We start from the raw sequence: 25,805 nt of genomic DNA on the forward strand, positions 1-25,805 counted from the left end.
GCCTTTATCTATTTGCTGTTGGCCGTTGGTTTTTTATGAAATTCAATTTGTCTTCTCTTGAAGTCAGGGATGGAGCTGTAGGATTTTAAATGTTTGTAAACTGAATGCTTATGATTAGTAAAAGTCAGCTTTGGGTTAAGCGTATATTTGATGTTGTCATTGTTATACTATTTTTACCTTTATTTATCTTTCCTATTTTATTATTTGTTCTCGTTGCTACTATAGATACTAAAAAATGGGGAGTCTATTCTCAGTTTCGGGTTGGTCAGCATGGAAAACTCTTCAAGATTTATAAAATTAGAACTTTAGCTGATGGAGAACACCAATTAGGGCAAATGGACCACAGTGCATCTTCGATAGGTAAATTTTTTAGGCAAACGAAATTAAACGAGTTGCCTCAGCTCTATAATGTATTCATAGGTGATATGAGTTTTGTTGGTCCGCGACCTGATTTGCAGGGGTTTGCTGATGAATTAATTGGCAATGATCGCATTATTTTAGAGGTCAAACCAGGAATCACGGGTCCGGCAACCTTAAAATACCGACATGAAGAACGTGTTTTAGAACGTCAAAAGAACCCAAAACACTACAACAGAACGATTATTTGGGTAGATAAAGTGAAAATCAATAAAAAGTATGTTCAGAATTACAGTTTTTACTTAGATTTGAGACTCATTTTAAAATCTATTTTAAATAAATGAATCATTCAGAAGATAAAATTGCCATTATAGGATTAGGTTATGTCGGTTTGCCTCTTGCCGTAGAATTTGCCAAACAATTCTTTGTTGTTGGTTTCGATATTAATAAACAGCGTATCAGTGAATTAAATCGTGGGTTAGATAAAACATTAGAGGTTGAAAACGATCACTTAGTATCGGTTTTAACAACGAATCTAAATGCTAATAAAGGTTTATATATTACAGACGATATTGAAGCCCTAGCTGTAACTAACTACTATATCATTACAGTGCCAACTCCAACAGATGCTTTAAACAAACCTGTATTTACTCCTTTGATAAAGGCTAGTGAAACGGTAGGTAAGGTGTTAGCTAAAGATGATATTGTAGTTTATGAATCTACGGTATATCCTGGAGCAACAGAGGATATCTGTATTCCTGTATTAGAGAAAACGTCTGGACTCGTTTATAATACAGATTTTTATGCCGGTTATTCACCAGAGCGAATTAACCCAGGTGATAAGGAGCATACAGTAACAAAAATATTAAAAGTTACTTCTGGTTCTACTCCAGAAATAGCTGTAAAAGTTGATAATCTTTATAAAAAGGTCATTGTTGCAGGTACGCATATGGCGCCTTCCATAAAAGTGGCTGAAGCCGCTAAAGTGATTGAAAATTCACAACGTGATATCAATATTGCCTTCGTTAATGAATTGTCAAAAATCTTTAGACTTTTGGAGATTGATACTAAAGCTGTTTTAGAAGCTGCAGGAACCAAATGGAATTTCTTAAACTTCTCACCAGGTTTAGTTGGAGGACATTGTATTGGAGTTGATCCTTATTATTTGGCACAAAAAGCTATAGAGTCGGGTTATAATCCTGAGATCATTTTAGCAGGTCGTAAAATGAATGATAGTATGGGGAGTTATGTGGCTACCGAAACTGTGAAAATGATGATTAAAAAGGGAGCTACTATCAAAGGTTCTAAGGTTCTTGTTTTAGGTATCACGTTTAAAGAAAACTGTCCAGATATTAGAAATTCTAGAGTTATTGATATTATTGGAGAGTTAGAAACATACGACGTTAATGTTGATGTTTATGATCCTTGGGCTTCAGCAGAAGAAGTAAAGCACGAATATAAGTTGGATTTAATTAGCGATTTTGCGGAGTTAAGTTCTGATTACGAAGCGGTAATTTTAGCGGTTTCTCACAATGAATTCTTAACATTAGATATTACGAAACTAAAATCACAAACGGGTGTTGTTTTCGATGTAAAATCATTACTTCCAATAGATACCATAGACGCAAGATTATAATGTACTCAAATCCACACCACACTACAGACCTAACTAAATTAAGTTTTTTAATCACCGGAGGAGGAGGCTTCATAGGCTCTAATCTCACTGAATACTTATTAAAGTATAACGCTAAAAAAGTACGCGTTTTAGATGATTTTTCGAATGGTCATCGCGAAAATTTAACTGAATTTATGGATCATCCTGCCTTCGAATTGATAGAAGGAGATATTCGTAATTTAGAGACTTGTAAAAACGCTATGGAGGGCATAGATTATGTGTCTCACCAAGCGGCTTTAGGTTCTGTTCCTCGTTCTATTAATGATCCGGCAACGACGAATGAGGTAAATATTTCTGGGTTTTTAAATATGATGATTGCGTTGAAAGATAGCTCAACCGTAAAACGTATGGTCTATGCAGCGTCTAGCTCAACTTATGGGGATAGTAAAGCATTACCTAAGGTGGAAGACACTATAGGGAAACCTTTATCTCCGTATGCCGTAACAAAATATGTCAACGAATTATATGCTGATGTCTTTGGAACTACGTATGATACTGATGTTATTGGTTTACGCTATTTTAATGTCTTTGGTCCAAAACAAAGTCCAGATGGGGCTTATGCAGCGGTAATTCCGTTATTTATGCAAGCGCTCAAGGATAGTGCCGCTCCGAAAATTAATGGAGATGGAGAGCAAACTAGAGATTTTACATTTATAGATAATGTCGTTCAGGCTAATGTAAAAGGTTTTTTTGCGTCTGCAGCCGCTAAAAACGAAGTGTTTAATGTGGCCTGTGGAGAACGTATTACCATCAATTATCTATGGGAATCCTTACGTATTGCAGCTGACTCTGATTTAAAAGCTATTTACGGGCCTAATAGACAAGGTGATGTTAGGGATTCTTTGGCAGATATTTCTAAAGCACAAAATCTTTTAGGGTATGAGCCAAAATATACGGTTAGAGAAGGGTTGAAGATTACTTGGGATTCGTTTGATTCTTAATATACGCCTTGGTGCGTGTTGAACACCCCTTTCTTCACCTCGTTCCTCGGGAATTCATTCCCCTCTTTTTTGAAAAAAAAGAGGGGAGCGGTATAAGGTTGTTCTATTTGACATGGATTTCGGGATTTTGCTTTTATGATTATTTAAACTTTTCTTTTAAAAGAAAACAAAGGGGAGTTGTTGTAGGTGGTTTGTTTTGTGATATTTGGTTTCTTTTAATATTCTTTTTTAATATTTTTAACCAACGAGTTTGTCGTTTATATAACTTATTTTGGTCTCCTATATGTGCTCTTCCCTTTAGTCAAAGAGAGGTGGCTGAACCGCCGTAGAAGGTTTAGACGGTGGGTTTGATATTTTATTTATGTCACTTAAAATGATCTTGTATTTCCCCTAAAACAGATGGAAGAGCATCAAAAACCATCTTGTTTTCAAAACGAATGACTTTGTAGCCTAAACTTTCTAAGTATAAGGTTCGTTTCTTGTCATACTCTTGTGCTTTTAGATTATTATGAACTTCTCCGTCTAATTCAATGATTAGCTTTTCAGTAGCACAATAGAAATCAACTATATAATAACCAATGCTGTGTTGCCTTTATAATTTTCTGTTACTGAGTTGTCTCGATTTTAGATGTTTCCATAACTGCGCTTCTGAAGGTGTTAAGTTGTTTCTTAATGCTCTTCTGTACTCTTGTAATTCTTTTTTGGTATGTATATTTTGTTTTAGCACGTATTAAAAGTATGGAATATATTTGAGATTTGAACACGCTTTCTTCACCTCGTTCCTCGGTGAATTGGGATCTGATTTTTGAGTGTTTGTGCGGGTTGGGTTTTATGTTTGTAGGTTTATGTGTTTGTTGTGGTAGCCGGAACACCCCTTTCTTCACTTCGCCCCTTCACTAAAATAGTCCACAGGACTATTTCTATACGTTTGGTCGCCTCTTTGAAAAAAAGAGGGGAGCGGGATTAGGTTATGCTTTTTGACATTGGTTTGCTAGATTTTGCTTTTTAGATCATTTATGCTTATTTAAAAAAATAAAGGAGGAGAGTTGCGGTAGGCGGCTTGTAGTATGGTTCTCTGTTTCTTTTAAAATTCTTTTTTTATAGATGGAACTAGAAAGTTTGTCGTTTACACAATTTAATTTGGTATCCAATATGTGCTCCTCCCTTTAGTCAAAGGGAGGTGGCTGAACTGCCGTAGAAGGTTCAGACGGTGGGTTTGATTTTTGCCCTAAATCACAACACATTAAAAACTTATTTTATTCTACCCACCTTGTTTCAGTTTCTTAATGTAATTAGTATATTAGCCCAATTGAAAAAAAGGATGTTTTCCTTAATTACTTGTTATCAAAAATGGCTTTAGAAACTCGAGTTTACCAGAAAGAAAGAACCATAAAATTTGGTGCGCTTTTAAAAGCGAGTTTGGCAGATATGTACGGTTCTCGCTTTTTAGCTCGGCAATTGGCAGAGCGCGATATTAAAGCGATGTATCGTCAATCTTATTTGGGTATTGTATGGGCTTTTATTATGCCATTAACCACTGCAGCTGTTTGGATATTCTTGAATAGTAGTGGTACTATTAAATTGTCCGATACTGGAATTCCGTATCCTGTGTATGCCTTTTCGGGTACCTTAATTTGGTCTATAATCGTGGCTTCAATTAATTCTCCGATGACGAGTACACAAGCGGCTAAGGGTATTTTGACTAAAATTAACTTTCCAAAAGAGGCCTTATTGCTCTCTGGTATTTATAAATTGTTATTTGATACCTCTATTAAAATACTTATTCTAGTTGCATTTGTTCTTATTTATGGTGTGGGTTTGCAATGGAGTTTACTATTGTTTCCGGTAGCTATTTTGGGTGCTATTATTTTTGGAACCACTGTGGGCTTGTTTTTAACTCCTTTAGGGCTTTTGTATAAGGATATTGGAAAAATCATCACCTTTGCGATGCAGTTTTTAATGTATGTGACTCCTGTTGTTTATGCGATTCCTAAAACAGGGATTATGAAAACAATAATGACTTGGAACCCTATAACTCCGATTCTATTAACGGCTAGAGATTTGGTTGTAGGGTTTACACCAGCCTATCTCATTTACTTTTTGGTGGTATTGGCTGTTTGTATTCCGTTTTTGTTTTTAGGTTTGATTATTTATCGTATTTCAATTCCTATTATTGTGGAACGGTTGAGTGCGTAGTTTTTTAGTTAAGAGTTAAGAGTTAAGAGTAGGAAGTAGGCAGTAGGAAGAAAACCCTTCCGTCTTTGTTTTCTTTGAAGGAAAACAAATCCACCTTCCTTTAAAAATAAGGGAAGAGCTTGTTGAAGTAAAAAAAAGTTTAGCTTTTAAAATAAAGTATATAGAAAGACCAATACATTACATGTCTGATAAAAATGAAATAGTAGCTGATGATGACGTCCTAGTAAAGGTAGAGGGGTTGAGCAAAAAGTTTTGTAAGGACCTTAAAACTAGCCTTTGGTATGGACTAAAAGATTTGGTGAGTGGAGTCTCTGGCTCTAGTGAAGACCGATTATTGCGGCCTAAAGAGTTTTGGGCAGTTAAGGATATTAGTTTTGAGTTGCGACGCGGTGAATGTTTAGGCTTAATTGGTCATAATGGTGCTGGTAAAAGTACCTTATTAAAAATACTAAATGGGCTTATTAACCCAGATGCTGGAAAAATAACCATTAAAGGCCGTGTTGGTGCGCTTATAGAATTGGGTGCTGGTTTTAACCCTATTCTTAGTGGGCGCGAAAATATTTATAACAATGGTGCTATTTTAGGCTTTAGCCGTAAAGAGATTAAAAGTAAACTAGTTGACATCATTGCCTTTTCAGAGCTCGAAGAGTTTATAGACATGCCTGTACAACATTACAGTTCTGGTATGAAAGTGCGCTTAGGTTTTGCTGTCGCTGCACAAATGGAACCTGATGTTTTAATTATAGATGAGGTTTTGGCTGTAGGAGATCTAGGTTTTGTTCTTAAATGTTTTAAAACTATAGATACTATTTTACCTAACACAGCAATTATTTTTGTGAGTCATAGCATGCCCATGATATCTCGTATTTGTAGTCAAATTATTTTAATGGAACATGGCTGTGCTCAATTTCAAGGGGAAGATGTAGGGAAAGCTATTGATTTGTATTATAGACGATTTGCTGATAATGAGAGTAATGTAGTTTTTACAGACCATTCTATTCAACTTGAAGAAGTAGAGTTGTTAAAGACTACGGGAGGTAGTGAGGAATTACCTCAATTAAATTGGGGGGATAATCTTCTAGTAAGCTTTAAGTTTAAAACAATCAACTATGATGAGATACCAACATTTAATATTTCTATTTATGATAAAGAACAACGACCAGTAGCTTTATTGCAAGCAAATACTTTAGATACAGATATTAGTGAAAAAAATAACTTTATCAGTTTTATTATAGAGCATAAAAAATTACAATTGTCAAAAGGTATATATTCATTAAATATATCTGTGTCTAAAAAAAATAGTAGTGAGCCAATTTTAAGAGTGAATAGTATTTTGGTTTTTCAAATTATTCATAACGAAGAAATTTGGCCATCATTTTTACTAGAGACTAACTTTGTTAAGACAACCTGAAATGATAATTACTAAAAAGTTTGTATTATTAAATCTGCCTAAAACAGGGAGTACCTTTGTAAGGTCTGTTTTAAAGAAAATATATAAAAATAGAAATAAAGGAAACTTATTTTTTAAAATTGCTAAAAAAATAAAGATTTTGAAACCTCCTTATAAGGAGTTGATTTTACCTAATATAAAATTTAAGCAAGGGGTTGTAAATCATTCAGATCAACATGGTGTTTATTCTCAAATACCTGAAAAAGATAAAAATAAAACAATTGTTTCTGTTGTAAGAAACCCTTTTGATAGATTAATATCTACTTATGAATTCCAGTTTTGGAAAGGAAGACCTGCTCTAGAAAAAAATATTCTTGAGTTAAACTTTCCCAATTTTCCAAATTTAAGTATTGATGAATATATTGATTATTTAATTTTAGTAGGAGAGAATTCTTATGAGAACAAACCAAAAAATATTAATATTGGTCTGTTTTCATTACAGTTTATTTATTTTTTCTTTAAAGAACCAAAAAGTGTAATTAAAAAAATAAATAAGGAGTATTTAGAAAATGAAACTCTTTTTAAAGAAGATTTAGCTGAAATTACTTTCTTAAAACAAGAATCACTTAGTAAGGATTTGATAGATTTTTTAATACATCAAGGGTTTAGTAAAAAAGAATTAGAGTTCATTCATACGCAAGATAAAATTAACGTAACAGAAAATAAAACCGTAAATAGGTCTGATTTAATAACACCAAAAGTTATTGATTATATTGAGAATTATGAACAGTTTTATATAAAAGTACTTAAGAGTAAAGGGATAAATTACACAAATCCGTTTTAATAATAATCTTTTTTATGACTTTTTATTTGAAAAGTAAGCCAAAAATATTTTGTATAGGTTTCAATAAAACAGGAACAACAACAATTGAAAAGGTTCTTAAAGATTTTAAAATTAAATTAGGAAATCAGGAAGAGGCTGAAATGCTTATTACTAATTGGTTTAATAGAGATTTTAAAGAAATTTTTAATTATGTGAAAAGCGCCACTGCTTTTCAAGATATTCCTTTTTCATTACCCTATACTTTTATTGCGTTAGCACAAAAATTTCCTAATGCAAAATTCATACTTACTATTAGAGATAATGATGAGCAATGGTATAATTCAATTGTTAAATTTCATTCAAAGTTATGGTCTTCTGATGAAAGTGCACCTAAGGTAAACGAACTGAAAAATGCTAATTACCGGTACAAAGGCTTAGCATATGAATATATAAAACAGGTATTCAATACACCCGATGACGATTTGTATCATAAACAAACTTTAATTAAGACATATAATAACCATAATAATCTTGTTAAGGATTATTTCAGAGCACATCCAGAAAAACTAATCGTTATTAATACTTCAAATAAAGCTGATTATTTTAGACTATGTGATTTTTTGAAAGAGAAACCCTTGCATGATAATTTTCCATGGGAAAATAAAACTAGTGATATAAAATGATAAACGTCACCAAAACATTTTTACCTCTTCAGGTCGAGTATCAAGCCATTTTAAAACGTGCTTGGGATACGGGTTGGATGACTAACCGTGGAGTTTTGGTACAAGAACTAGAAGCTAAATTAAAAACCTATTTAGGTGTTCCTAATATCATAGCAACCACTAACGGTACATTACCCATACAAATAGCTATTAAAGCTTTGGGTTTAAAAGGTGAAATTATAACCACACCATTTAGTTATGTTGCTACAACATCTAGCATTGTGTGGGAAGGTTGTATACCGCGTTTTGTAGATATTGATCCTGATTATCTAACTATTGACGAAACTAAAATAGAAGCTGCTATTACCACAAATACTTCTGCTATTTTGGCTACTCATGTTTTTGGGAATCCTTGTGCTGTAGAAACTATTGAAGCCATTGCAAAAAAACATAAGTTAAAAGTAATCTATGATGCTGCACATTGTTTTGGTGTGACTTATAAAGGGCAATCTCTTTTTAATTATGGAGATGTCAGTACCTGTAGTTTTCACGCTACAAAACTATTTCATACCGGTGAAGGTGGAGCTTTATTTTGTAGGCCGACCTATTTTGATACCCTATTTTCACATCATAATTTTGGACATGATGGTCCAGAGGCTTTTCAGAGTTTAGGAATCAATGCTAAAATGAGTGAGCCGCAAGCAGCCATGGGCTTGGCTGTTTTACCATATATGAATAAAATTTTAGAAGAACGTAAAAAAATAGTTGATAGCTATACTAAAGCCTTTGTTACAACAAAATTACAGTTACTTAAAATTAGAAAGCATTCTAAATGGAACTATAGCTATTATCCTGTTATTTTTGAAGATGAAAACCAATTGTTGAAGGTTAAACGAGCGTTAGAAAATCATTCTATTTTTCCTAGACGTTATTTTTATCCTTCTTTAAATAGATTACCATATATTGAGCAACAAAACATGGTTGTTTCTGAATCAATAGCTTCTAGAGTTTTGTGTTTACCTCTGTATGCCGGTTTAGAATTAGAGGATTTGAACCAAATTATTAATATTGTAAAAGAACAATTACTATGATAATCGTTGGAGCTAAAGGTTTCGCTAAAGAGCTATTGCAAATTGTATCTATAGATTTGGGCTTGCCAGATGATGACATTGTGTTTTTTGATAATGTCAGCACTGATTTACCTTTTAAAATTTATGATAGGTTTAAAATATTAACCTCTTTTGAAGCGGTAACTACTTATTTGTCAAAATCAGAAGATAAATCTTTTATTTTGGGATTGGGTCAACCAAAGTTAAGAAAGGATTTATATCAGAAATTTATAGAATTAGGTGCGCAACCTGTTTCCGTTATTTCTAAAAATGCAGAAGTTGGTAATTTTGACGTTAATATAAATAAAGGTGTATCTATTTTGTCGGGTGCGAAAGTATCTAATTCCGTAGAAATAGGTAAAGGTTGTTTAATTTATTATAACACAATTATTACACATGATTGTAGTATTGGCGACTTTGTAGAAGTATCACCAAATGTAACTATACTTGGTAGATGTCGAATAGGAAATCATACCTCATTAGGGGCATCCTCTGTAATTTTACCAGATGTTACTCTAGGAAGTAATGTGATCGTTGGAGCTGGAAGTGTAGTATTAAATGATGTTCCTGATTATAGTACCATTGTAGGTGTGCCAGGCAGAGTTATTTCAAAAAGAGATATAATATGATGGTTTCTGTTTGTATGATTACTTATGGTCATGAAAAACACATAAAGCAAGCTATAGAAGGTGTTTTGATGCAAGATTGTAATTTTGATGTAGAATTACTTATTGCTGATGATTATTCGCCTGATAAAACTGATAAGGTTGTAGCAGATATTCAGCGAAGCCATATTAATGGTTCTTGGATAAACTACAATAAGCATACTGAAAATACAGGTATGATGCCTAATTTTGTAGGCGCTTTAGAGGGATGTCGAGGCAAATATATAGCCCTATGCGAAGGCGATGATTATTGGACAGATCGTTTAAAGTTACAAAAACAGGTGGATTTTTTGGAAGCTAATGAGGATTATGCCTTAGCGTTTACCAATGGAAAAATTGATTACTCAGACTCCAACCATGCTAAACATTTAATATATAGTGAAGAAAAGGAGATCAATACTATTTATTCGATATTTGACTTACCAAAAGAGACAACAGATATTTTTAAACTAGCAAAAGGGAATTATATTCATACTGCTGGTGTGTTGTTTAGAAATTGGATAAAATTCGAGGGAGCACCTAGTTATATGCATGAGGTTACCATTGGAGATTGGCCATTGCATATGCTTACAGCAACCAAGGGTTTAATTAAATATATAGATGAAGATACCTATTGTTATCGTGTTAGCGATTCAGGACTTTATTCTAAAAAGTCGAGAATAGAAAAAATAAAAATGAGTTTAGGTCAATTTGCACCAATTTTAAATAGTACTTATTTTGAAGACGATGTAAGACATGTTATTACTAGTTATTGTATTAAGTGTTCTAAAACATACATTAATATGTGTTATAATGAATCTGATTATAATTTCTTTGCTGCTTTAATCGCATCATTTAATAGTTCAAACGATGCTTTAAAAAATGAATTGTTTCGAATTTTGGATAATAAAAATAAAAGGAAAAAAAAGAAGAATTTGTTTCAGAGCATTTATTATCGTTTTAAAAAGAGAATAAAAAAACATATTAAAAAATAATTAATGACAACAGCTTTCACCATATGTGCAAATAATTATTTGGCACATGCCAAAACCTTAGCGGTATCTTTTAAAAAACATCATCCAGACAAAAGTTTTATTATTGCTATTTTAGATGCCCCAAGTGATGACATAGATTATAATGATTTAGGTGCTGATACTGTTTTATGGATTCCTACGCTTTTTAAAAGTTTAGTAGAAACTCTAAAAGACACCTATGGTATTGCTGAGCTATGTACTGTAGTTAAGCCAGAGTTATTTCAGTATTTATTTAAAGAAGGTTCTAAAACCGTACTTTATATAGATCCCGATATTAAAGTGTTTTCACCTTTAGAAGAAGTGTTCACCGCATTGGAAACTAATCAGATGGTGCTTACGCCTCATATTTGTAGTCCAACAGGAGATGTTGGGCATCCGCAAGACAAAGACCTTATGCGAACAGGTATTTATAATTTAGGTTTTTTAGCTGTAAATAATACTCCTGAAATTATAGGATTTGTTTCTTGGTGGGATAAACGCGTTAAGGCGTATGGCTATCACGATTTAAAGAAAGGTTTTTTCTACGATCAAATTTGGTTAGGTTATGGTCCTGCATTTTTAGATAACGTATATGTTTTAAGACATTTGGGGTATAATGTAGCTAATTGGAATTTACATGAACGCCATATCATAAATGATGCCGAGACCTATTATGTAAATACCAAAAATACACCACTTCGTTTTTTTCATTACAGCCATTATAAAATGGAAAATGAACCACAAATAGCGTCTTATAATAAAAATTTTAATTTAGAAAATAGATTAGATATCGTACCTGTATTCGGCTTATATAAAAAATTATTACTCGCAAATAATTATGCCGCATTAAAAAAAATAAATTATGCGTATGGTAAACAGCCTGTAGCTCAAGTTGCGGTTAATAAATCCAAAGAAAACAGGTTTAAAAAAGCTTATAAAGCCTTTAAGAAAGCAGTAAAAATCCTATTAGGAAAATAAATAGAATTATATGCTTACTAAAGGAGTATCTATAGTGTTATGTACCTTTAACGGAAAACAAAGGTTAGAAGCTACGTTAACACATCTAACAGCACAAAAGCTAGATGTGCCTTGTGAGATTATCTTTGTAGATAATGCGTCTACTGATTGTACTAAAGAGTTTGCTGATAATTGGTGGGCTAAACATGGTAGTGAGGCTATCTCATATTTGTCTTTTGAACAGCCTATTCCAGGGAAATCATATGCCCAAGATTTGGGTTATGAAAAAGCTAATTATAATTATTTATTGGTTTGCGATGACGATAATTGGTTGTGTGATAGTTATATTCAAACTGCGTTTGAAGTGATGGAAGCTAATCCAGAAATTGGTGCTTTGGGTGGTTGGTGTGATGCTGAATTTGAAGGTGTAAAGCCAAGTTGGTTTGATGAACAGGCAAAGTATTTTGCTGTGGCTAAACAAGGGAGTGTAAGTGGAGATATTACGCTTAAAAAAGGCTGTTTATACGGAGCAGGTATGGTTTTGAATAAAAACCATTGGCTAGAATTAAAAGCCTTAGGTTTTGAACATTTATTATCGTGTAGAAAAGGGAATAACTTAAGTTCTGGTGGAGACACCGAATATAGTTATGCTTTGCGATTATTAGGGTATAAAATTTGGTATGACGACCGCTTATATTTTAAACATTATATGACAGAAGGCCGTATGCATTTAGAGTATTTAAGTAGATTAAGAAAAGCCATGTCGTATTCTAATTTTGTCTTACAATGTTATACTGATTTATTGAATGACCGTAAACCTAGGTGGAACCGTGTTTTAAATAAAGGAAGAAAAGCGTTGCTTAAAGAAGGTTATATTAAGGCTAAGTTATTTGCTTTAGGAGATTTTGAACAAAAAGAACAATCAAAGTCTTTTTTTAGAAATTTGTATTATGTAATTTTTAAAAAGCAACTTTATTTTACTAATAAAGTGTTTGTTATGAGTTGGCTGAAAAATAAAGAAGAATTAAAACGAAACTAAATGCATATAGCTATTGTTGTTAATACGTTTCCAACGGTTTCTGAAACTTTTATTGTTAATCAAATAACGGCATTAATCGATGAAGGACATACTGTAAAAATTTACTCGAAAAAGAAAGGAAGCTTAGAAACTATTCATAATAGTATTCTTAAATATAGCTTATTAGAAGAAGCATATTTTAATAGAAAAAAGCCTTATAATAAAATTAAAAGAGTATTGCTTTTTTTTAAGTTATTATTTCAACATTCATTTGAATTAAATTGGGGGTTACTTTTTAAAGCCTTCAATTTTTTGAAGTATGGCAATGATGCCTTGAGCTTAACGTTATTCTATAAATTACAGTTTTTTATATTACATAAAAAGTTTGATGTTATTCATGCTCATTTTGGTGTACACGCAAGGCCAATCGTAGGTTTAAAGGCTAAGGGTTTTTTGAGGAAATGTAAACTTATTGTTTCATTTCATGGGTTTGATATCAATCCGAGTAAAATAGAGTATTATAAAACCTACTATAACACATTATTTAAGTATGCAGATGAAATTACTGTAAATACACAATATACCAAAGCCTTACTGTTGGAAGTGAATCCTACTTTAACAAATATTAGTCTATTGCCTGTGGGCTTAGATACTAATTTGTTTCAGAAAAAGGAACCTCCTCATTTGATAGACGAAGATTTTAAACTCGTGTATTGTGGACGATTAGTTCCTTTTAAAGGAGCATTATTGTTACCCCAAATTTTAAATGAATTAGAGGTGAGAGGTATACAATCTATAGCATTGAAAATTATTGGAAACGGCGTTTTAAAAGAGCCTCTTATAAATGAAATTGAAAAGTTTAATCTACAACATAAAATAACAGTGCTTGGTGCTATAACCCAAGAGGACATAAAAGCGATTTTTAGTGCGTCGGATGCTTTTATACTTCCTGGAATTTATAATCATTTAGATGGAGGAAGAGCAGAAAATCAAGGCTTGGTCATTCAAGAAGCACAAGCTATGGAATTGCCTGTAATTGTTTCGGATGTAGGAGGTATGAAATATGGATTAATACCTAATGAAACTGGTTTTGTGGTTAAAGAGAATGATATTAGTGGTTTTGTAGATGCTATTCGGAAATTAATAGAAAATCCACTTTTAGCAAAACAAATGGGTGAAAAAGGACGCGCTTTTGTTGTTGAAAATTATGATTCGAAGGTTTTGGTGCAACAGTTATTAGCGATTTATTTAAGGTAAAACTCTTACGTGTTTTAAGCAGGAATGGTGATTTTGGTGGTTAGTCTAGAACTATCGTCTACTGAAATTTATCAGTTTAATTTGTTTTTGTTGTACTGAGAGACACTGTTTGAAGTGATTTTGTCATGTTATTTCAATGATAGAATAAATTATTATTTAGAAGTTTTTAGTAGAAAAGGATACTTCCGTTGGGCTTCCTTTTGTATGATAATTAATTCTTAACCCTATATAAATAAAACACAAAAACAAGTACAAACAAAATTCCTATCTTCGGATTATTTATTATAGCGCACATACAACAGATGAATCAGCCTCTAGTATCAATAATTATTCCCACATTCAATCGGGCTCATATAATCGGTGAAACCTTAGATTCCATAATAGAACAAACATACCAGAATTGGGAATGTATTGTTGTAGATGATGGAAGTACGGACCATACCGATGAGCTATTGGCAAACTATTGTCAACAAGATTCTAGAATTAAATACCATCATAGACCTATAGAGCGACCTAAAGGCGGGAATACCTGCCGGAATTATGGGTTTGAATTAAGTAAAGGGGAGTTTATCAATTGGTTTGATAGTGATGATTTGTATCTGCCAGATGCACTTACAACGATTCGTGCTGCTTTTACAAATGATACCGATGTTGTTGTAAGCCCGTTGCAACGTTTTAATTCAGAAACAACTGTATTGTCAGCGCAAAATACAATTGATAAATTGCCATTGATACCGGCTTATTTGGTAGGCGAGGTGGCCTTCTATACTATTGGGCCGACATGGAGACGTTCTTTTTTAGAGACACAAAAACAATTGTTTGATGATCAGTTGACTATCATACAAGATTGGGATTTTAATTTACGGATGCTTTATCAAAGCCCCACTATTGTGTTTTTAGATAAAGCTCAAATGCAGTATCGGATTCATGCGCAGTCGTTACAAAAGCAATTGTCAGATTTGAACTTGGATTTAATAGAAGCCGATTTTATCATTAGAGCTCAACATTTAGACATGTTGGCTCAATATTATCCAGCAGGCGTGCCTGTTTTAAAACAATTTATTTTAGACCGGCGAAAATATTTTGTAAAATTAGCATTTACTAGAAAAGATATATCTAAAATGAGTTTAGCAAAAGATTTAATACAAACTCAGAAAGCACATCACGATTATGTAGGCGTTATTAAATCTTATCTGGGGTTATGGTCTTATAAATGTTTTGGAAGAGGGTATTGGTTTTTTAGATAATAGATTTTGGTTGTTAGTTGTTTGTTGGTAGTTTTATTTCTAAATATAACTTTGTTTTTATGCGCTGTATAACGTATTTGAAGTGATGATTTTATAAAAAGCTGCAGTTATCAACTTTTAACTATCAACAAAATTACTATCTTAGCCCACAGCTATTAAAACTTCTGTATTCATGACCAAAGCACCTTTGGTATCTATTATTATACCTACATTTAATCGAGCACACTTAATTGGGGAGACTTTAGATTCTGTGATGGCGCAAACCTACCAGAATTGGGAGTGTATTGTGGTGGATGATGGGAGCTCAGATGGTACTGACCAACTTATGGTTACCTATTGTGCTAAAGATTCACGGTTTCAATATCATCATAGACCAGCAGATCGCTTACCAGGAGGGAATGCGGCTCGTAATTATGGGTTTGAGGTGAGTAAAGGGGACTATGTGCAATGGTTTGATAGTGATGATTTGATGATGTCAGAGAAGTTAGAACTATGCGTATTAGAGATTAGAGATGAAAAAAAGGATTTGGTGATTTGTAATTTTAATACTCTAGGAAAGAAACCAAAAACTCCAGAATTAGCAATTAATGACTTATTAAAATATCATATAGCTTATGGTACTATTAATACACAAATATGTTTTTTAAAAAAAAAGATTTTAAATGATATTATTTTTGATGAATCTTTAGTAAGAGGACAAGAGTTTGAATTTTTCGTTAGGCTGTTTAGTGAAAAGAAAATTAAATTTTCAATAATACAACAATCTCTTAGTGAAATTAGAGAGCACAACGATTCTATTACAGGTAAATATTTGAACGGAAATAAAGAGTATATTAATTCTTTACTCTATTCAAAACTAACTGCTTATAAATCATCTTCAATTTTTGATGATAAAACTCAGAATATTGTATCGAAGAAATTTGAAATTATATTATGGCGAGCATTAGTATTTAGGCACCAAAAATTATATTGGCATTATTTAAATAAGTATTTTAAAGTTAATAAAGAGATGGGTTTTTGTAAAAAGTTGAAATTTGTTTTTTTAGCAAAGTGTTTTTTTACGTTTAAAAGAGGGAGTCTAATAATTAAAAAGTATTATTTTAAATAGGAAAATAACTAATATTATATATTTTACTAAATATAAAAATAACAAATATTGAATCAATTAGTTTCCATAATTATTCCAACATATAATAGAGCTCATTTAGTTAAAGAGACAATTGTTTCTATACTAAATCAAAGTTATACTAATTGGGAATGTATAGTAGTAGATGATGGGTCTACTGATAATACAGAGCATATACTCTTAAAGTTTATTGAAAAAGATAGTCGTATTTCATATTACAAAAAACCAAAGCATTTACCTAAGGGGCCATCCGCAGCTAGGAATTATGGCTTAATAAAAAGTAAAGGCGCTTTTGTTAATTGGTTTGATAGCGATGATTTAATGCATCCAGAAAAATTACTAACTGATTTAAAAAACCTTAATTCGAGTGATTATGATTTTACGATTAGTCAATCTGTTTTTTTTAAGGAAGATGGTAAGCCTGTTAAAAAATATTGGAATAAATATCTCTGGAGTAATGATCCGATTAACGATTTTATTTTAAAAAAAATAGGATGGGGAGTAAATAATCCACTATGGAAAAAGGAAAGTCTAATTGAAAGTAACTTAGAATTTGACGATTTTTTAATTACTGCAGATGATTATTTGTATCATATTCAAGCCTTGTTGTTTAATTTAAAACCACATATAAATCAAGAGGTATTGGTTTTTAATAGAGAGCATGGAAATAGGTTAAACGATTTTGGTAGAAAGGCTCCGTTTAAGCTTAAAAATAATTTGTATTTAATGAAAAATATCAAACGTTTAAGTTTGAATGATGATGTCAAGGCATTTTTAAATATTCAATATATTAGGCAATTTTCAAATTTATTAAAGAATAAAGATATTAAAACAGCGAAACATTATTTGAAAAATGAAAATTTAGAATTTTACGATCTAAAGACTACAGCAGAAGTTAAAGCGCTTTATTTTAAAGGTTTAATTTATAAATATACAAGTTTGGGATATAAATTATTAAAAACGAATTGAGTTAACTTAATTCATTATAAGTTATATTCGTTTTGTTGGAATTATTCTTGATAAAAAATGAAATCTTTGAAACCACCACTTAAAATCGTCATTTACACAGGTCTTATTCCGAATACGACGTTTATAGAAACTTTAATCGCTAGAGTGACTAAAGCACATGAGGTCTTATTTTTTTTGGACGGTTAAAAAAATGATGACATACGCTTCTAAGCTTATAAAAATTATATTTTAGTTTTTAGAAATTAAGTGTTTTTTAGTTGTTTTTTTAGAGAAGTTTTTACTTAAAAAAAAAGTTTATATTTTATAATTTTGATACACTATGAGCAAGTTGGTTTCTGTTATCTTACCCAATTACAATCATGAAGCTTTTTTACAAGAGCGTTTAGACAGCATTTTTAATCAGACTTATCAAAATTATGAAGTCATTATATTGGATGATTGTTCTACGGATAACAGTCTAAAAATATTAGACCGATATAAATACCATACTAAAGTCTCTCATTTTATTGTTAATACTACTAATTCTGGTTCGCCGTTTAAACAATGGAAAAAGGGATTGGATTTGGCGCAAGGAGATTATATATGGATAGCAGAAAGTGATGATTTTTGTGATTTTAACTTTCTCGAGTCTCAATTAGACTATTTAAAGAATGTGGATGTTACAGTTTCAGAAACATTGACTTATTGTAAAGGTATAAAACCAAAAGAAGTTTTGCATCCGCTATTTAAAACAGGAGAATCACAGGTTTTGACAAATGATACTATTTTGAACTGTCCTATTTTAAATGTTAGTGCCGTTGTATTTAAAGCTGTAGATAGAGAACAGCTAAAAAAATGTTTTTTTAATGAGTTTAACATCATCGGTGATCGTGTTTTCTATCATGAATTTTTTTACAATCGATCGTTTACTCTAAATAGAGAGTCCACAAGTTATTTTAGAAAAGACGGTAGTGGACTATCAGACTTAAGTTCTAAGGATTCCATATATTTATCTAAATATTTAAAAGAGCATATTAGGTTTATTAAAGAGTCAAATACACGATCTAATAATGAATTAAAACCATTTGTTAAACCTTATATAAAAAGATTTTATAACCGAGTGAGACATCGAGTGACGTATAGAGGTAAATTAAGTTTTACTTACCTAAAAATTTATATTAGTTATAAAAAAGCTCTATTTACTATTTAATACTATTTTTATAGCCATGAAAACAGCTTTGGTTCTCACTGTTAAAAATGAAAAGCGATTATTGCGTGATAATATGTTATATCACCACGCTATAGGTGCGCATCGTATATATGTTTATTTTGATGGCACAACAGATGCTGGTAAAGCTAGTATTGCAGACCTAGACTTTGTTACCATTCAAGATTCGGTGTCAGGTGATTTGTATGCTCATTTATCTTATTTAGAAAAATTTACAAAAAATGCAGTTGAGCATCATACAGCCAGACAGTGTTTAAATACATATGATGCTATACAACATTGTAAACAAGATGGTATAGACTGGTTAATTTCATTAGATGCCGATGAGTTGGTTTGTTTAGACTTTAAACAGCAGTTATCTTTTGCCGATTTTTTTGCTACTATTCCTAAAGAAGTTAATGCCGTTAACTTTAAGGTTTATGAAGTATTACAGCGAAAGTTACAGTATAATAATGTGTTTAAGGAAGAAACCCTATTTAAAACCACTTCTTCTTTTAAGAATAGGTTTATAGCAGAGCAAAAGAACATTCTTAATCCTTTTACAAATAAGAATCAATCATTTAGTTATTGGTATGGGCAACATTTAGGTAAAGCAGCATTACGTGTTTCGAATGATATTATTCCTAAAAATGTGCATCGTTATAAAACAATTAATGGAGAGTCTCTTAATAGTATAAGTTGCTTCGGTTTATTACATTACCACGCCTATGATGCCAATGATTTTATAAAAAAATTTAAGAATTTTAAAAAACATGCAAACACATACTTGTCAGGTAATTCAGTTGATGCTTTAAAATTACTACTACGAGATATTGTTAATCAACCAGGTGTTAGCACTAAAGCGTTAGAAGACTATTATAAGAACTATATTTTATTTTCGCCAGCAGACGTTAAACGTTTATTGAAGAATAGATGGGGATTGGTTTTTCAGCATAAGCCTAAATTATTGCAAGAGATTACAAGTGTTCGGGATGTGTTTCATAGCTTAAATTCGATTAATAAAAATTAACATATTTCTTGAAACCACCACTTAAAATTGCCATATACACAGGTCTTATTCCGAATACGACCTTTATTGAAACGCTCATTTCGGGAGTGGCTAAAGAGTATGACGTCTTACTTTTTGGTACCGTTAAAAAGAAGACGCGTTATGCTTCTAAGCGAATTACAATTATAGATACGCCAACATCGTTATACAAAAACATACCATTAACACTTTGGCGCGCTCTAAAATTAGGAATAAAGCACCCAAAGCGGTTATCATTAGCTATAAAAGAAGCGAAAACTTATTCTACCTTATATACCCAATGGCTTCGATTCTCACGTTTTGTGCCCGTGTTATTATATGCGCCAGATATCTTTCATTTGCAATGGACGAGCCGCATAGATCGTTGGATGTTTTTAAAATCGGCATATCCGTGTCAAATTGTTGTGAGTTTATTAGGGTCACAAGCAGCTATTTTACCTTATATTAATCCGGAAGTGTTTAATAGGTATCAACGTTGCCTTCCTAAAGTAGATGCTATACATTCCATATCTGGACATTTAGGGAGTCAGGCTACAAATTTTAATGTCCGTTCAGAGGGTGTTTATGTGATTTCGACTCCTATTCCAACGGCTGCTTTTACCTATTATAAACCTTTTGAAAAACGTGATTTTAAACCATTTCAGCTGGTATCTGTAGGACGGTATCATTGGGTTAAAGGGTATCGTTATGGTATACAAGCGGTACAGCAACTTATTCAGTCTGGTGTAGATGTTCATTACACCATTATTGCTGCAGGGAACATTCCAGAAGATCTCTTATTTCAAGTCAACCAGTTGGGATTACAAGATTATATAACCTTCAAGCCAGGTTTGTCTCAAACGGCATTATTTGAGCACTTGCAAACGTATGATGCTTTACTGTTGCCAAGTTTAAGTGAAGGTATTGCAAATGTGGTATTGGAAGCTATGGCTATAGGGCTGCCTGTAATTTCTACAAATTGTGGAGGTATGGCAGAAGTGGTCATTACTGAAAAAACGGGATGGTTGGTACCCGTTAGAGATGCAAAAGCCCTTGCTAATGCTGTTGTTGATTGTATGCAAGTTGAAGAACAGCATAAGCGCAACATGGTACAGCAGGCTTATGATTTGGTGAATGCTAATTATCATGAAACCCATAGTATTTCAAAAATGTTGCGGCTTTATGAGGGATTAGGTAATAGGAAGTGGTAAGTGGGTAAAGTGTAAAGTGTAAAGTTTGAAGTGGGAAATTGAATTTAACTCGAATTTGAGGTTGAATTTGAAGAAGAACCCTCCCGTCTTTGTTTTCTTTAGGTGAAACCAAATCCACCTTCCTTTATAATTTAGGGAAGAGCATGGAATTATTGGATTTAATAGGGATTAGAGAAGACATTTATGTGCTCTTGTGTTTATAACTTACCTTTGCCAGTGTTATTGTTATTTGAACCAATTACTAAATATGGGTAACCGACTTAAAATAGCTGTTTTTTCAGGAACCATTCCGAGTACTACTTTTATTGAGCATTTAATACAAGGAGTGTCTCAAACACATGAGGTGTTATTGTTTGGTGTGCAAACTAGGGCTGTAGCTTATGATTCTGAACACATTAAGGTTTATGCCACTCCAAAATCCCATTTAAAGAATGCTGTTGTAAGTAGTTATAGATTACTGCAGTTGGTTCTTAAATCCCCAAAAGATGCGGTGAAATTATACCACCATACGTCTCAATTTAAAAAACACTATGATCGCTGGATTTGGTTTACAAAACTCTTACCTATAATATTGCATAAACCTGATGTATTACATATACAATGGGCTAAGGATGTCGCGTTTTATGCGGTATTACAAGATACGTTTGGTATTAATATTGTGGTGAGTTTGCGTGGTGCTCATATTAATTATACACCTATAGTCGATTTGCAAATTGCAACTATTTATAAACAGGAATTCCCGAAAATAAAAGCCTTTCATGCTGTTTCTAAGGCTATTGGAGACGAAGCAAGGCTTTATGGAGCTAAAGCTACTGCGATCTATACCATTCATTCTCCGATTCCGACTTTCTTTTTTGATCATTATAGGGCTTGTGAAACCGTGCAGGATAAAACCATACGCTTGGTTTCTGTTGGGCGTTTTCATTGGATAAAGGGTTACGAAACAGCATTAGATACTATAGCTGCTTTAAAGAATAAGGGTTATCATATTCAGTATACCATTATAGGGCCAGACGAGTTCAGTGAAGCCTTATTATTTCAATGCCACCAACTCAATTTAGTCGATGACGTTGCTTTGGTTGGGGCTATGGCTCAAACGGAATTAATTCCATTTTTACAGCAATTTCACGGCATGTTATTGCCTAGTTTAAAAGAGGGCATTGCTAACGTGGTGTTAGAGGCTATGGCTCTTGGCTTACCTGTGGTGTCTACAGATTGTGGTGGTATGGTAGAAGTAGTGATCCCTAATGAGACCGGCTGGTTGGTGCCCGTTAGAGATGCTGAAGCTATGGCTAATGCTGTAATCGCTTTGAGTGTAACTTCAGAATTTGAATTGCATGCGATAACGAAACGGGCTCATGAGTTTGTAAAAGAGGAGTTTAATGCAGCGAATAGTATTGGGCAATTTGTGTCGATGTATGAAGAAGTGGTTGGAAACTAATTGTTTGGAATCATTATTTTGTGGTATTATCGTCATTGAGAGTTAGCGGCAATTAAACCTACAAGACATAAATATAATTATTACAATAAATCTGAATTTTTTAAAATGAATAAGGCAGAAATTGAAAAAACGAAAAAAGGATTACTTGTTGATTTTAATGGTCATGAAAATTTATTAGTATCATTTGGTGGAATTCAACAAGGCTTAGGAATGCCCGTATTTGAGTTTTTTAACTCAATTTCAGATATTCCATGTGATAAAATATATTTTAGAGATTTTAATCAAGCATGGTATCAAAAAGGAGTGGATTCTGAATTGAATCACATTAATAAGATTATTAAATACCTTGAAAAGAAAATTAACAGTAATAAGTATAGCCGAATTTGTTTTATTGGAAACTCTATGGGAGGCTATGCATCCATTTTATTTGGCAGTATTTTAAATGTTGATACAGTTATTGCATTTGCACCTCAAACATTTATTAACAGAGTTAATCGCATACTAAATTTTGATAAAAGATGGTGTAAACAAATTAACCAAGTATATTATTATAAAGATAACAGGAAAGAGTTTTATGACTTGAAAAAGTATCTAAATAGAAACAATTCATATAAGACCCAAATTAATGTTTATTATTCTCCAAATCATAGACTTGATAAAAAACATGCAGAACGGCTGAGCACCCATAGTAATGTTGTCCTGCACCCAATTGATGAGGGAGGACATAGTGTAGTTAAGGTTGTGAGAAATAATGGAAATTTAAAATCCGCAATTATATCAGCGTTCGAATAACAATGGTTAACTAAATTATGTGAGAAAAGAGGAGGAGCATTAATAAAATAAGAGTTTTGACTCGCAGTAAACTTTGTGTTTAGTAGAAATTAATTAATTAAAAATCACCTACTTTTCAACATATACAAATCCGTGAGGAAGTAATCTTAAGGTTTACAACGGAAAATATTACTTCAGTTGTTCCTTCATCGTAATAACGTTGAGGTTTTAAGGGGACAGATTACTTTAGTCGTTCTTCTCTTGTAATGAGGTTGGTTTTTATATTTAATTTATAAACTAAATTATTATATTCGTAGCCTATCACAATATGAAGACTGTCACCACCGAAATTATACCTGTTAGGCCTACTTATGCTAAAGTACAAGCGCCACACGAGCTACATTTAGAGGCTATTTGTGTTTTTGCAGCGATTGGCTTTTTTTTAGATACAGATACCTATTGGAAAGATGAGGTTGTGTTGAGACCAGGATGTCAACATACCATTTCAGATGATGGTTATCTCTTGGAGAGTACTCCCTGGTTTGAATGGTATTATACACCCGATAAAACTCGTGATTTCGACGCGACTTTACAAGACTTTATAACACTGTTCGAATCTATTATAGAAGAACAAACGGTTGGTAAAAAAGTGATTTTACCTTTATCTGGTGGTTTAGATAGCCGAACACAGGCTGTAGCGTTACAGCATTTAAAAGCGTCTGTAAACAGTTATAGTTATGATTTTCAGGGAGGGTATAAAGAAACTAAAATAGCAAAAGCGATTGCAGAAGTTTGTGAATTTGATTTTACGGCCTACACAATTCCGAACGGCTATTTATGGGATGTGATAGAGGATTTAGCGACATTGAATCGTTGTGAATCTGATTTTACAGCACCGCGGCAAATGGCCATAGTTGACAAATTTGAGACTATGGGTGAAGTGTTTTCATTAGGCCATTGGGGAGATGTGTTGTTTGATGACATGGGAGTTAGAGATGATTTATCATTACACGACCAAGTTAGCGTCCTTCAAAAAAAATTGATTAAAAAGGGAGGACGCGATTTAGCCATACAACTTTGGAAGCATTGGAACTTAGAAGGAGATTTTGATCGTTATTTTGAAGGTCGTATTTCTGCTTTACTATCGGCTATAGATATTCCTAACAGTGCTAATGCACGTATCCGTGCCTTTAAAAGTTTATATTGGGCACCTCGCTGGACCTCCGTAAATTTAGCCGTGTTTGCGAGTAAGCATCCCGTAACTTTACCATATTATGATCAGCGTATGTGTGAGTTTATTTGCACGATTCCAGAAGCGTTTTTAGCCAAGCGACAGTTGCAAATTGGGTATATAAAAAAGCGTGCTCCAAAATTAGCTAAAATTACTTGGCAGGAGCAAAAGCCATTTAATCTCTATACATATCCTAAAAATAAGATACCTTATAATTTGCCTTATCGTATAACCAATAAAATGGAAAGAGTCTTTCAGGAACTATTAGGAAAGGCCTATATTGAACGCAATTGGGAATTACAGTTTTTGGGCGAAAAAAATGAAAAACGATTGTATAAATACTTATCATATAAAAAGTTTACGGGTTTTATATCGAAAGATATGGTGGATGATGTCTATAATGGTCTGCAATCTAAAATGCCTCTAATTTATGCGCATCAAATGAATGTGTTATTGGTATTGGCTCAATTTAAGCGATTTAATGATGAATAGACCACTACGTATTTTATTTACTATTCCAAATTTTAAGACAGCAGGTAGTCAATATGTGTTATTAGCATTAATCGCAAGATTAAATAAGCATAAATTTAGTGTTACAGTAGGAGTTGAGAATCATTGGAATGATGCAAAAAAAGTAATTCCTGTGAGTGATTTGGTACAACTACCAAAGCCTTTTAAAGTTTCTAAAATAAGTTTTCTTAAACAATATGTTCAGGTTCTTAAAAATAATCAAATAGATTTAGTACATTCTTGGGATTACAAATCAAATTATTTAGAGCCCTTAGCTTGTAGATTAGTAGGTGTAAAATATTTATACACAAAAAAAAATAATTCATGGTCTCGTTCTTGGCGGCTAAAAAGTTTATTCTCACATTTTATAGCGTATGATCAACCAGAAATGAAAACACGATTTTTTTCAAATAAATATTTTGGGAATAAAATTAAACTGATTCCCCATGGTGTAGATTTGCTAAAGTTTTTTCCATTAGATAAAATTTCACATTCAACATTTAATATGTGTTATGTGGGTACTATAAATGAAAATAAAAATCAGTTGTTTGTATTAAAGGCCATGTTGAATCTTCCTGAAAATATTCATCTAAACGTGTTTGGTAAGGCTGATGGAAATTATAAAAAAGAGTTAGATTTATTTATTGAGAATAACAATTTAAAAGATCGAGTGCATTTTTATGGTTATATTTCTCAAAGTCAATTGCCTGAAATTTTTAGAAGTCAAGATGTATTAATATTGTCTTCATTGGAAGAAGGTTTTCCAGTTTGTTTGTTAGAAGCTATGGCTTGTGGAATACCAGTATTGAGCTCAGATTCTGGTGGAGGTACAAAGTTTATGTTAAAAGGTATCGAGAAGGATTGTTTGTTCTCAATTTATGAAACCAATGATTTTAAAAATAAGATTTTGAACGTAATGCTCCAACAAGATTTATATCTATCATTGCAAAAAAATGGTTTGGATTTAGTGCGCAAAAAATTCTCTATAGAGCAAGAGGTTCGTAGTTATGTAAAATTATATAATAATCTTTAAAAAGAGTACTG

At 32.4% G+C, this 25,805-nt stretch carries 23 protein-coding genes and 1 pseudogene; 23 read left to right on the top strand and 1 reads right to left on the bottom strand.

Going from position 1 to position 25,805, the window contains the following annotated elements:
* Nucleotides 1-110: 110 nt before the first annotated feature.
* The 3 genes from HM992_RS09375 to HM992_RS09385 are packed head-to-tail and all read left to right on the top strand — an operon-like array spanning nucleotide 111 to nucleotide 2,973.
* Nucleotides 111-701: a sugar transferase gene (locus HM992_RS09375; RefSeq protein ID WP_179319474.1), complete on the top strand. Its 591-nt coding sequence runs from the start codon at nucleotides 111-113 to the stop codon at nucleotides 699-701.
* Entirely contained in the window at nucleotides 698-1,993 is a 1,296-nt protein-coding gene (locus HM992_RS09380; protein ID WP_179319475.1) for a nucleotide sugar dehydrogenase, read from the top strand. Before HM992_RS09375 ends, HM992_RS09380 begins: the two co-directional genes overlap by 4 nt.
* Complete coding sequence (locus tag HM992_RS09385; RefSeq protein ID WP_179319476.1) at nucleotides 1,993-2,973, top strand: SDR family oxidoreductase; 981 nt, start codon at nucleotides 1,993-1,995, stop codon at nucleotides 2,971-2,973. The genes HM992_RS09380 and HM992_RS09385 overlap by 1 nt, the downstream gene beginning before the upstream one ends.
* 364 nt (nucleotides 2,974-3,337) lie before the next feature.
* On the opposite strand, the pseudogene HM992_RS09390 reads toward HM992_RS09385, so the two are convergent.
* A pseudogene (locus tag HM992_RS09390) lies at nucleotides 3,338-3,700 on the bottom strand (endonuclease domain-containing protein).
* 623 nt (nucleotides 3,701-4,323) lie between these two features.
* Between HM992_RS09390 and HM992_RS09395 the strand changes: the two are divergent.
* From HM992_RS09395 to HM992_RS09490, 20 genes are all read left to right on the top strand, one after another.
* On the top strand, nucleotides 4,324-5,169 hold the full coding sequence (locus tag HM992_RS09395; RefSeq protein ID WP_179319477.1) for an ABC transporter permease: 846 nt from the start codon (nucleotides 4,324-4,326) through the stop codon (nucleotides 5,167-5,169).
* Nucleotides 5,170-5,350: 181 nt separating this feature from the next.
* Complete coding sequence (locus HM992_RS09400) at nucleotides 5,351-6,580, top strand: ABC transporter ATP-binding protein (RefSeq protein ID WP_179319478.1); 1,230 nt, start codon at nucleotides 5,351-5,353, stop codon at nucleotides 6,578-6,580.
* A 1-nt stretch (nucleotide 6,581) separates the two neighbouring features.
* Nucleotides 6,582-7,403 (top strand): sulfotransferase domain-containing protein, encoded by an 822-nt coding sequence (locus HM992_RS09405; RefSeq protein WP_179319479.1) that lies wholly within the window; start codon nucleotides 6,582-6,584, stop codon nucleotides 7,401-7,403.
* A gap of 14 nt (nucleotides 7,404-7,417) precedes the next feature.
* On the top strand, nucleotides 7,418-8,065 hold the full coding sequence (locus HM992_RS09410; RefSeq protein WP_179319480.1) for a sulfotransferase: 648 nt from the start codon (nucleotides 7,418-7,420) through the stop codon (nucleotides 8,063-8,065).
* Nucleotides 8,062-9,135, top strand: a complete 1,074-nt coding sequence (locus tag HM992_RS09415) for a DegT/DnrJ/EryC1/StrS family aminotransferase (protein WP_179319481.1) — start codon at nucleotides 8,062-8,064, stop codon at nucleotides 9,133-9,135. The genes HM992_RS09410 and HM992_RS09415 overlap by 4 nt, the downstream gene beginning before the upstream one ends.
* Nucleotides 9,132-9,782, top strand: coding sequence for an acetyltransferase (locus tag HM992_RS09420; RefSeq protein WP_195806612.1), 651 nt, complete (start codon nucleotides 9,132-9,134; stop codon nucleotides 9,780-9,782). The genes HM992_RS09415 and HM992_RS09420 overlap by 4 nt, the downstream gene beginning before the upstream one ends.
* Nucleotides 9,779-10,792, top strand: coding sequence for a glycosyltransferase family 2 protein (locus HM992_RS09425; RefSeq protein WP_179319482.1), 1,014 nt, complete (start codon nucleotides 9,779-9,781; stop codon nucleotides 10,790-10,792). Before HM992_RS09420 ends, HM992_RS09425 begins: the two co-directional genes overlap by 4 nt.
* A gap of 3 nt (nucleotides 10,793-10,795) precedes the next feature.
* Entirely contained in the window at nucleotides 10,796-11,788 is a 993-nt protein-coding gene (locus tag HM992_RS09430; RefSeq protein ID WP_179319483.1) for a hypothetical protein, read from the top strand.
* Nucleotides 11,789-11,798: 10 nt separating this feature from the next.
* The gene (locus HM992_RS09435; RefSeq protein ID WP_179319484.1) at nucleotides 11,799-12,806 is read left to right on the top strand and encodes a glycosyltransferase; all 1,008 of its coding nucleotides are present in this window, start codon (nucleotides 11,799-11,801) and stop codon (nucleotides 12,804-12,806) included.
* Entirely contained in the window at nucleotides 12,807-14,042 is a 1,236-nt protein-coding gene (locus tag HM992_RS09440; protein ID WP_179319485.1) for a glycosyltransferase family 4 protein, read from the top strand.
* 302 nt (nucleotides 14,043-14,344) lie between these two features.
* Nucleotides 14,345-15,289 (top strand): glycosyltransferase family 2 protein, encoded by a 945-nt coding sequence (locus HM992_RS09445; RefSeq protein ID WP_179319486.1) that lies wholly within the window; start codon nucleotides 14,345-14,347, stop codon nucleotides 15,287-15,289.
* Nucleotides 15,290-15,461: 172 nt separating this feature from the next.
* Nucleotides 15,462-16,397: a glycosyltransferase family 2 protein gene (locus HM992_RS09450; protein WP_179319487.1), complete on the top strand. Its 936-nt coding sequence runs from the start codon at nucleotides 15,462-15,464 to the stop codon at nucleotides 16,395-16,397.
* 48 nt (nucleotides 16,398-16,445) lie between these two features.
* Nucleotides 16,446-17,384, top strand: coding sequence for a glycosyltransferase family 2 protein (locus tag HM992_RS09455; RefSeq protein ID WP_179319488.1), 939 nt, complete (start codon nucleotides 16,446-16,448; stop codon nucleotides 17,382-17,384).
* A 319-nt stretch (nucleotides 17,385-17,703) separates the two neighbouring features.
* The gene (locus HM992_RS09460; protein WP_179319489.1) at nucleotides 17,704-18,573 is read left to right on the top strand and encodes a glycosyltransferase family 2 protein; all 870 of its coding nucleotides are present in this window, start codon (nucleotides 17,704-17,706) and stop codon (nucleotides 18,571-18,573) included.
* A gap of 16 nt (nucleotides 18,574-18,589) precedes the next feature.
* Nucleotides 18,590-19,600: a glycosyltransferase family 2 protein gene (locus HM992_RS09465; RefSeq protein WP_179319490.1), complete on the top strand. Its 1,011-nt coding sequence runs from the start codon at nucleotides 18,590-18,592 to the stop codon at nucleotides 19,598-19,600.
* 8 nt (nucleotides 19,601-19,608) lie between these two features.
* Nucleotides 19,609-20,808: a glycosyltransferase family 4 protein gene (locus HM992_RS09470; protein WP_179319491.1), complete on the top strand. Its 1,200-nt coding sequence runs from the start codon at nucleotides 19,609-19,611 to the stop codon at nucleotides 20,806-20,808.
* 247 nt (nucleotides 20,809-21,055) lie between these two features.
* Nucleotides 21,056-22,249: a glycosyltransferase family 4 protein gene (locus HM992_RS09475; RefSeq protein WP_179319492.1), complete on the top strand. Its 1,194-nt coding sequence runs from the start codon at nucleotides 21,056-21,058 to the stop codon at nucleotides 22,247-22,249.
* A gap of 105 nt (nucleotides 22,250-22,354) precedes the next feature.
* The gene (locus HM992_RS09480; protein WP_179319493.1) at nucleotides 22,355-23,041 is read left to right on the top strand and encodes a hypothetical protein; all 687 of its coding nucleotides are present in this window, start codon (nucleotides 22,355-22,357) and stop codon (nucleotides 23,039-23,041) included.
* 307 nt (nucleotides 23,042-23,348) lie between these two features.
* A complete protein-coding gene (locus HM992_RS09485) occupies nucleotides 23,349-24,743 on the top strand; it encodes an asparagine synthase-related protein (RefSeq protein WP_179319494.1) in 1,395 nt (464 codons plus the stop codon).
* Complete coding sequence (locus tag HM992_RS09490; protein WP_179319495.1) at nucleotides 24,736-25,794, top strand: glycosyltransferase family 4 protein; 1,059 nt, start codon at nucleotides 24,736-24,738, stop codon at nucleotides 25,792-25,794. The genes HM992_RS09485 and HM992_RS09490 overlap by 8 nt, the downstream gene beginning before the upstream one ends.
* Nucleotides 25,795-25,805 lie beyond the last annotated feature (11 nt).

Origin of the sequence: Winogradskyella helgolandensis (assembly GCF_013404085.1) — a bacterium.
GTDB classification, from domain to species: domain Bacteria; phylum Bacteroidota; class Bacteroidia; order Flavobacteriales; family Flavobacteriaceae; genus Winogradskyella; species Winogradskyella helgolandensis.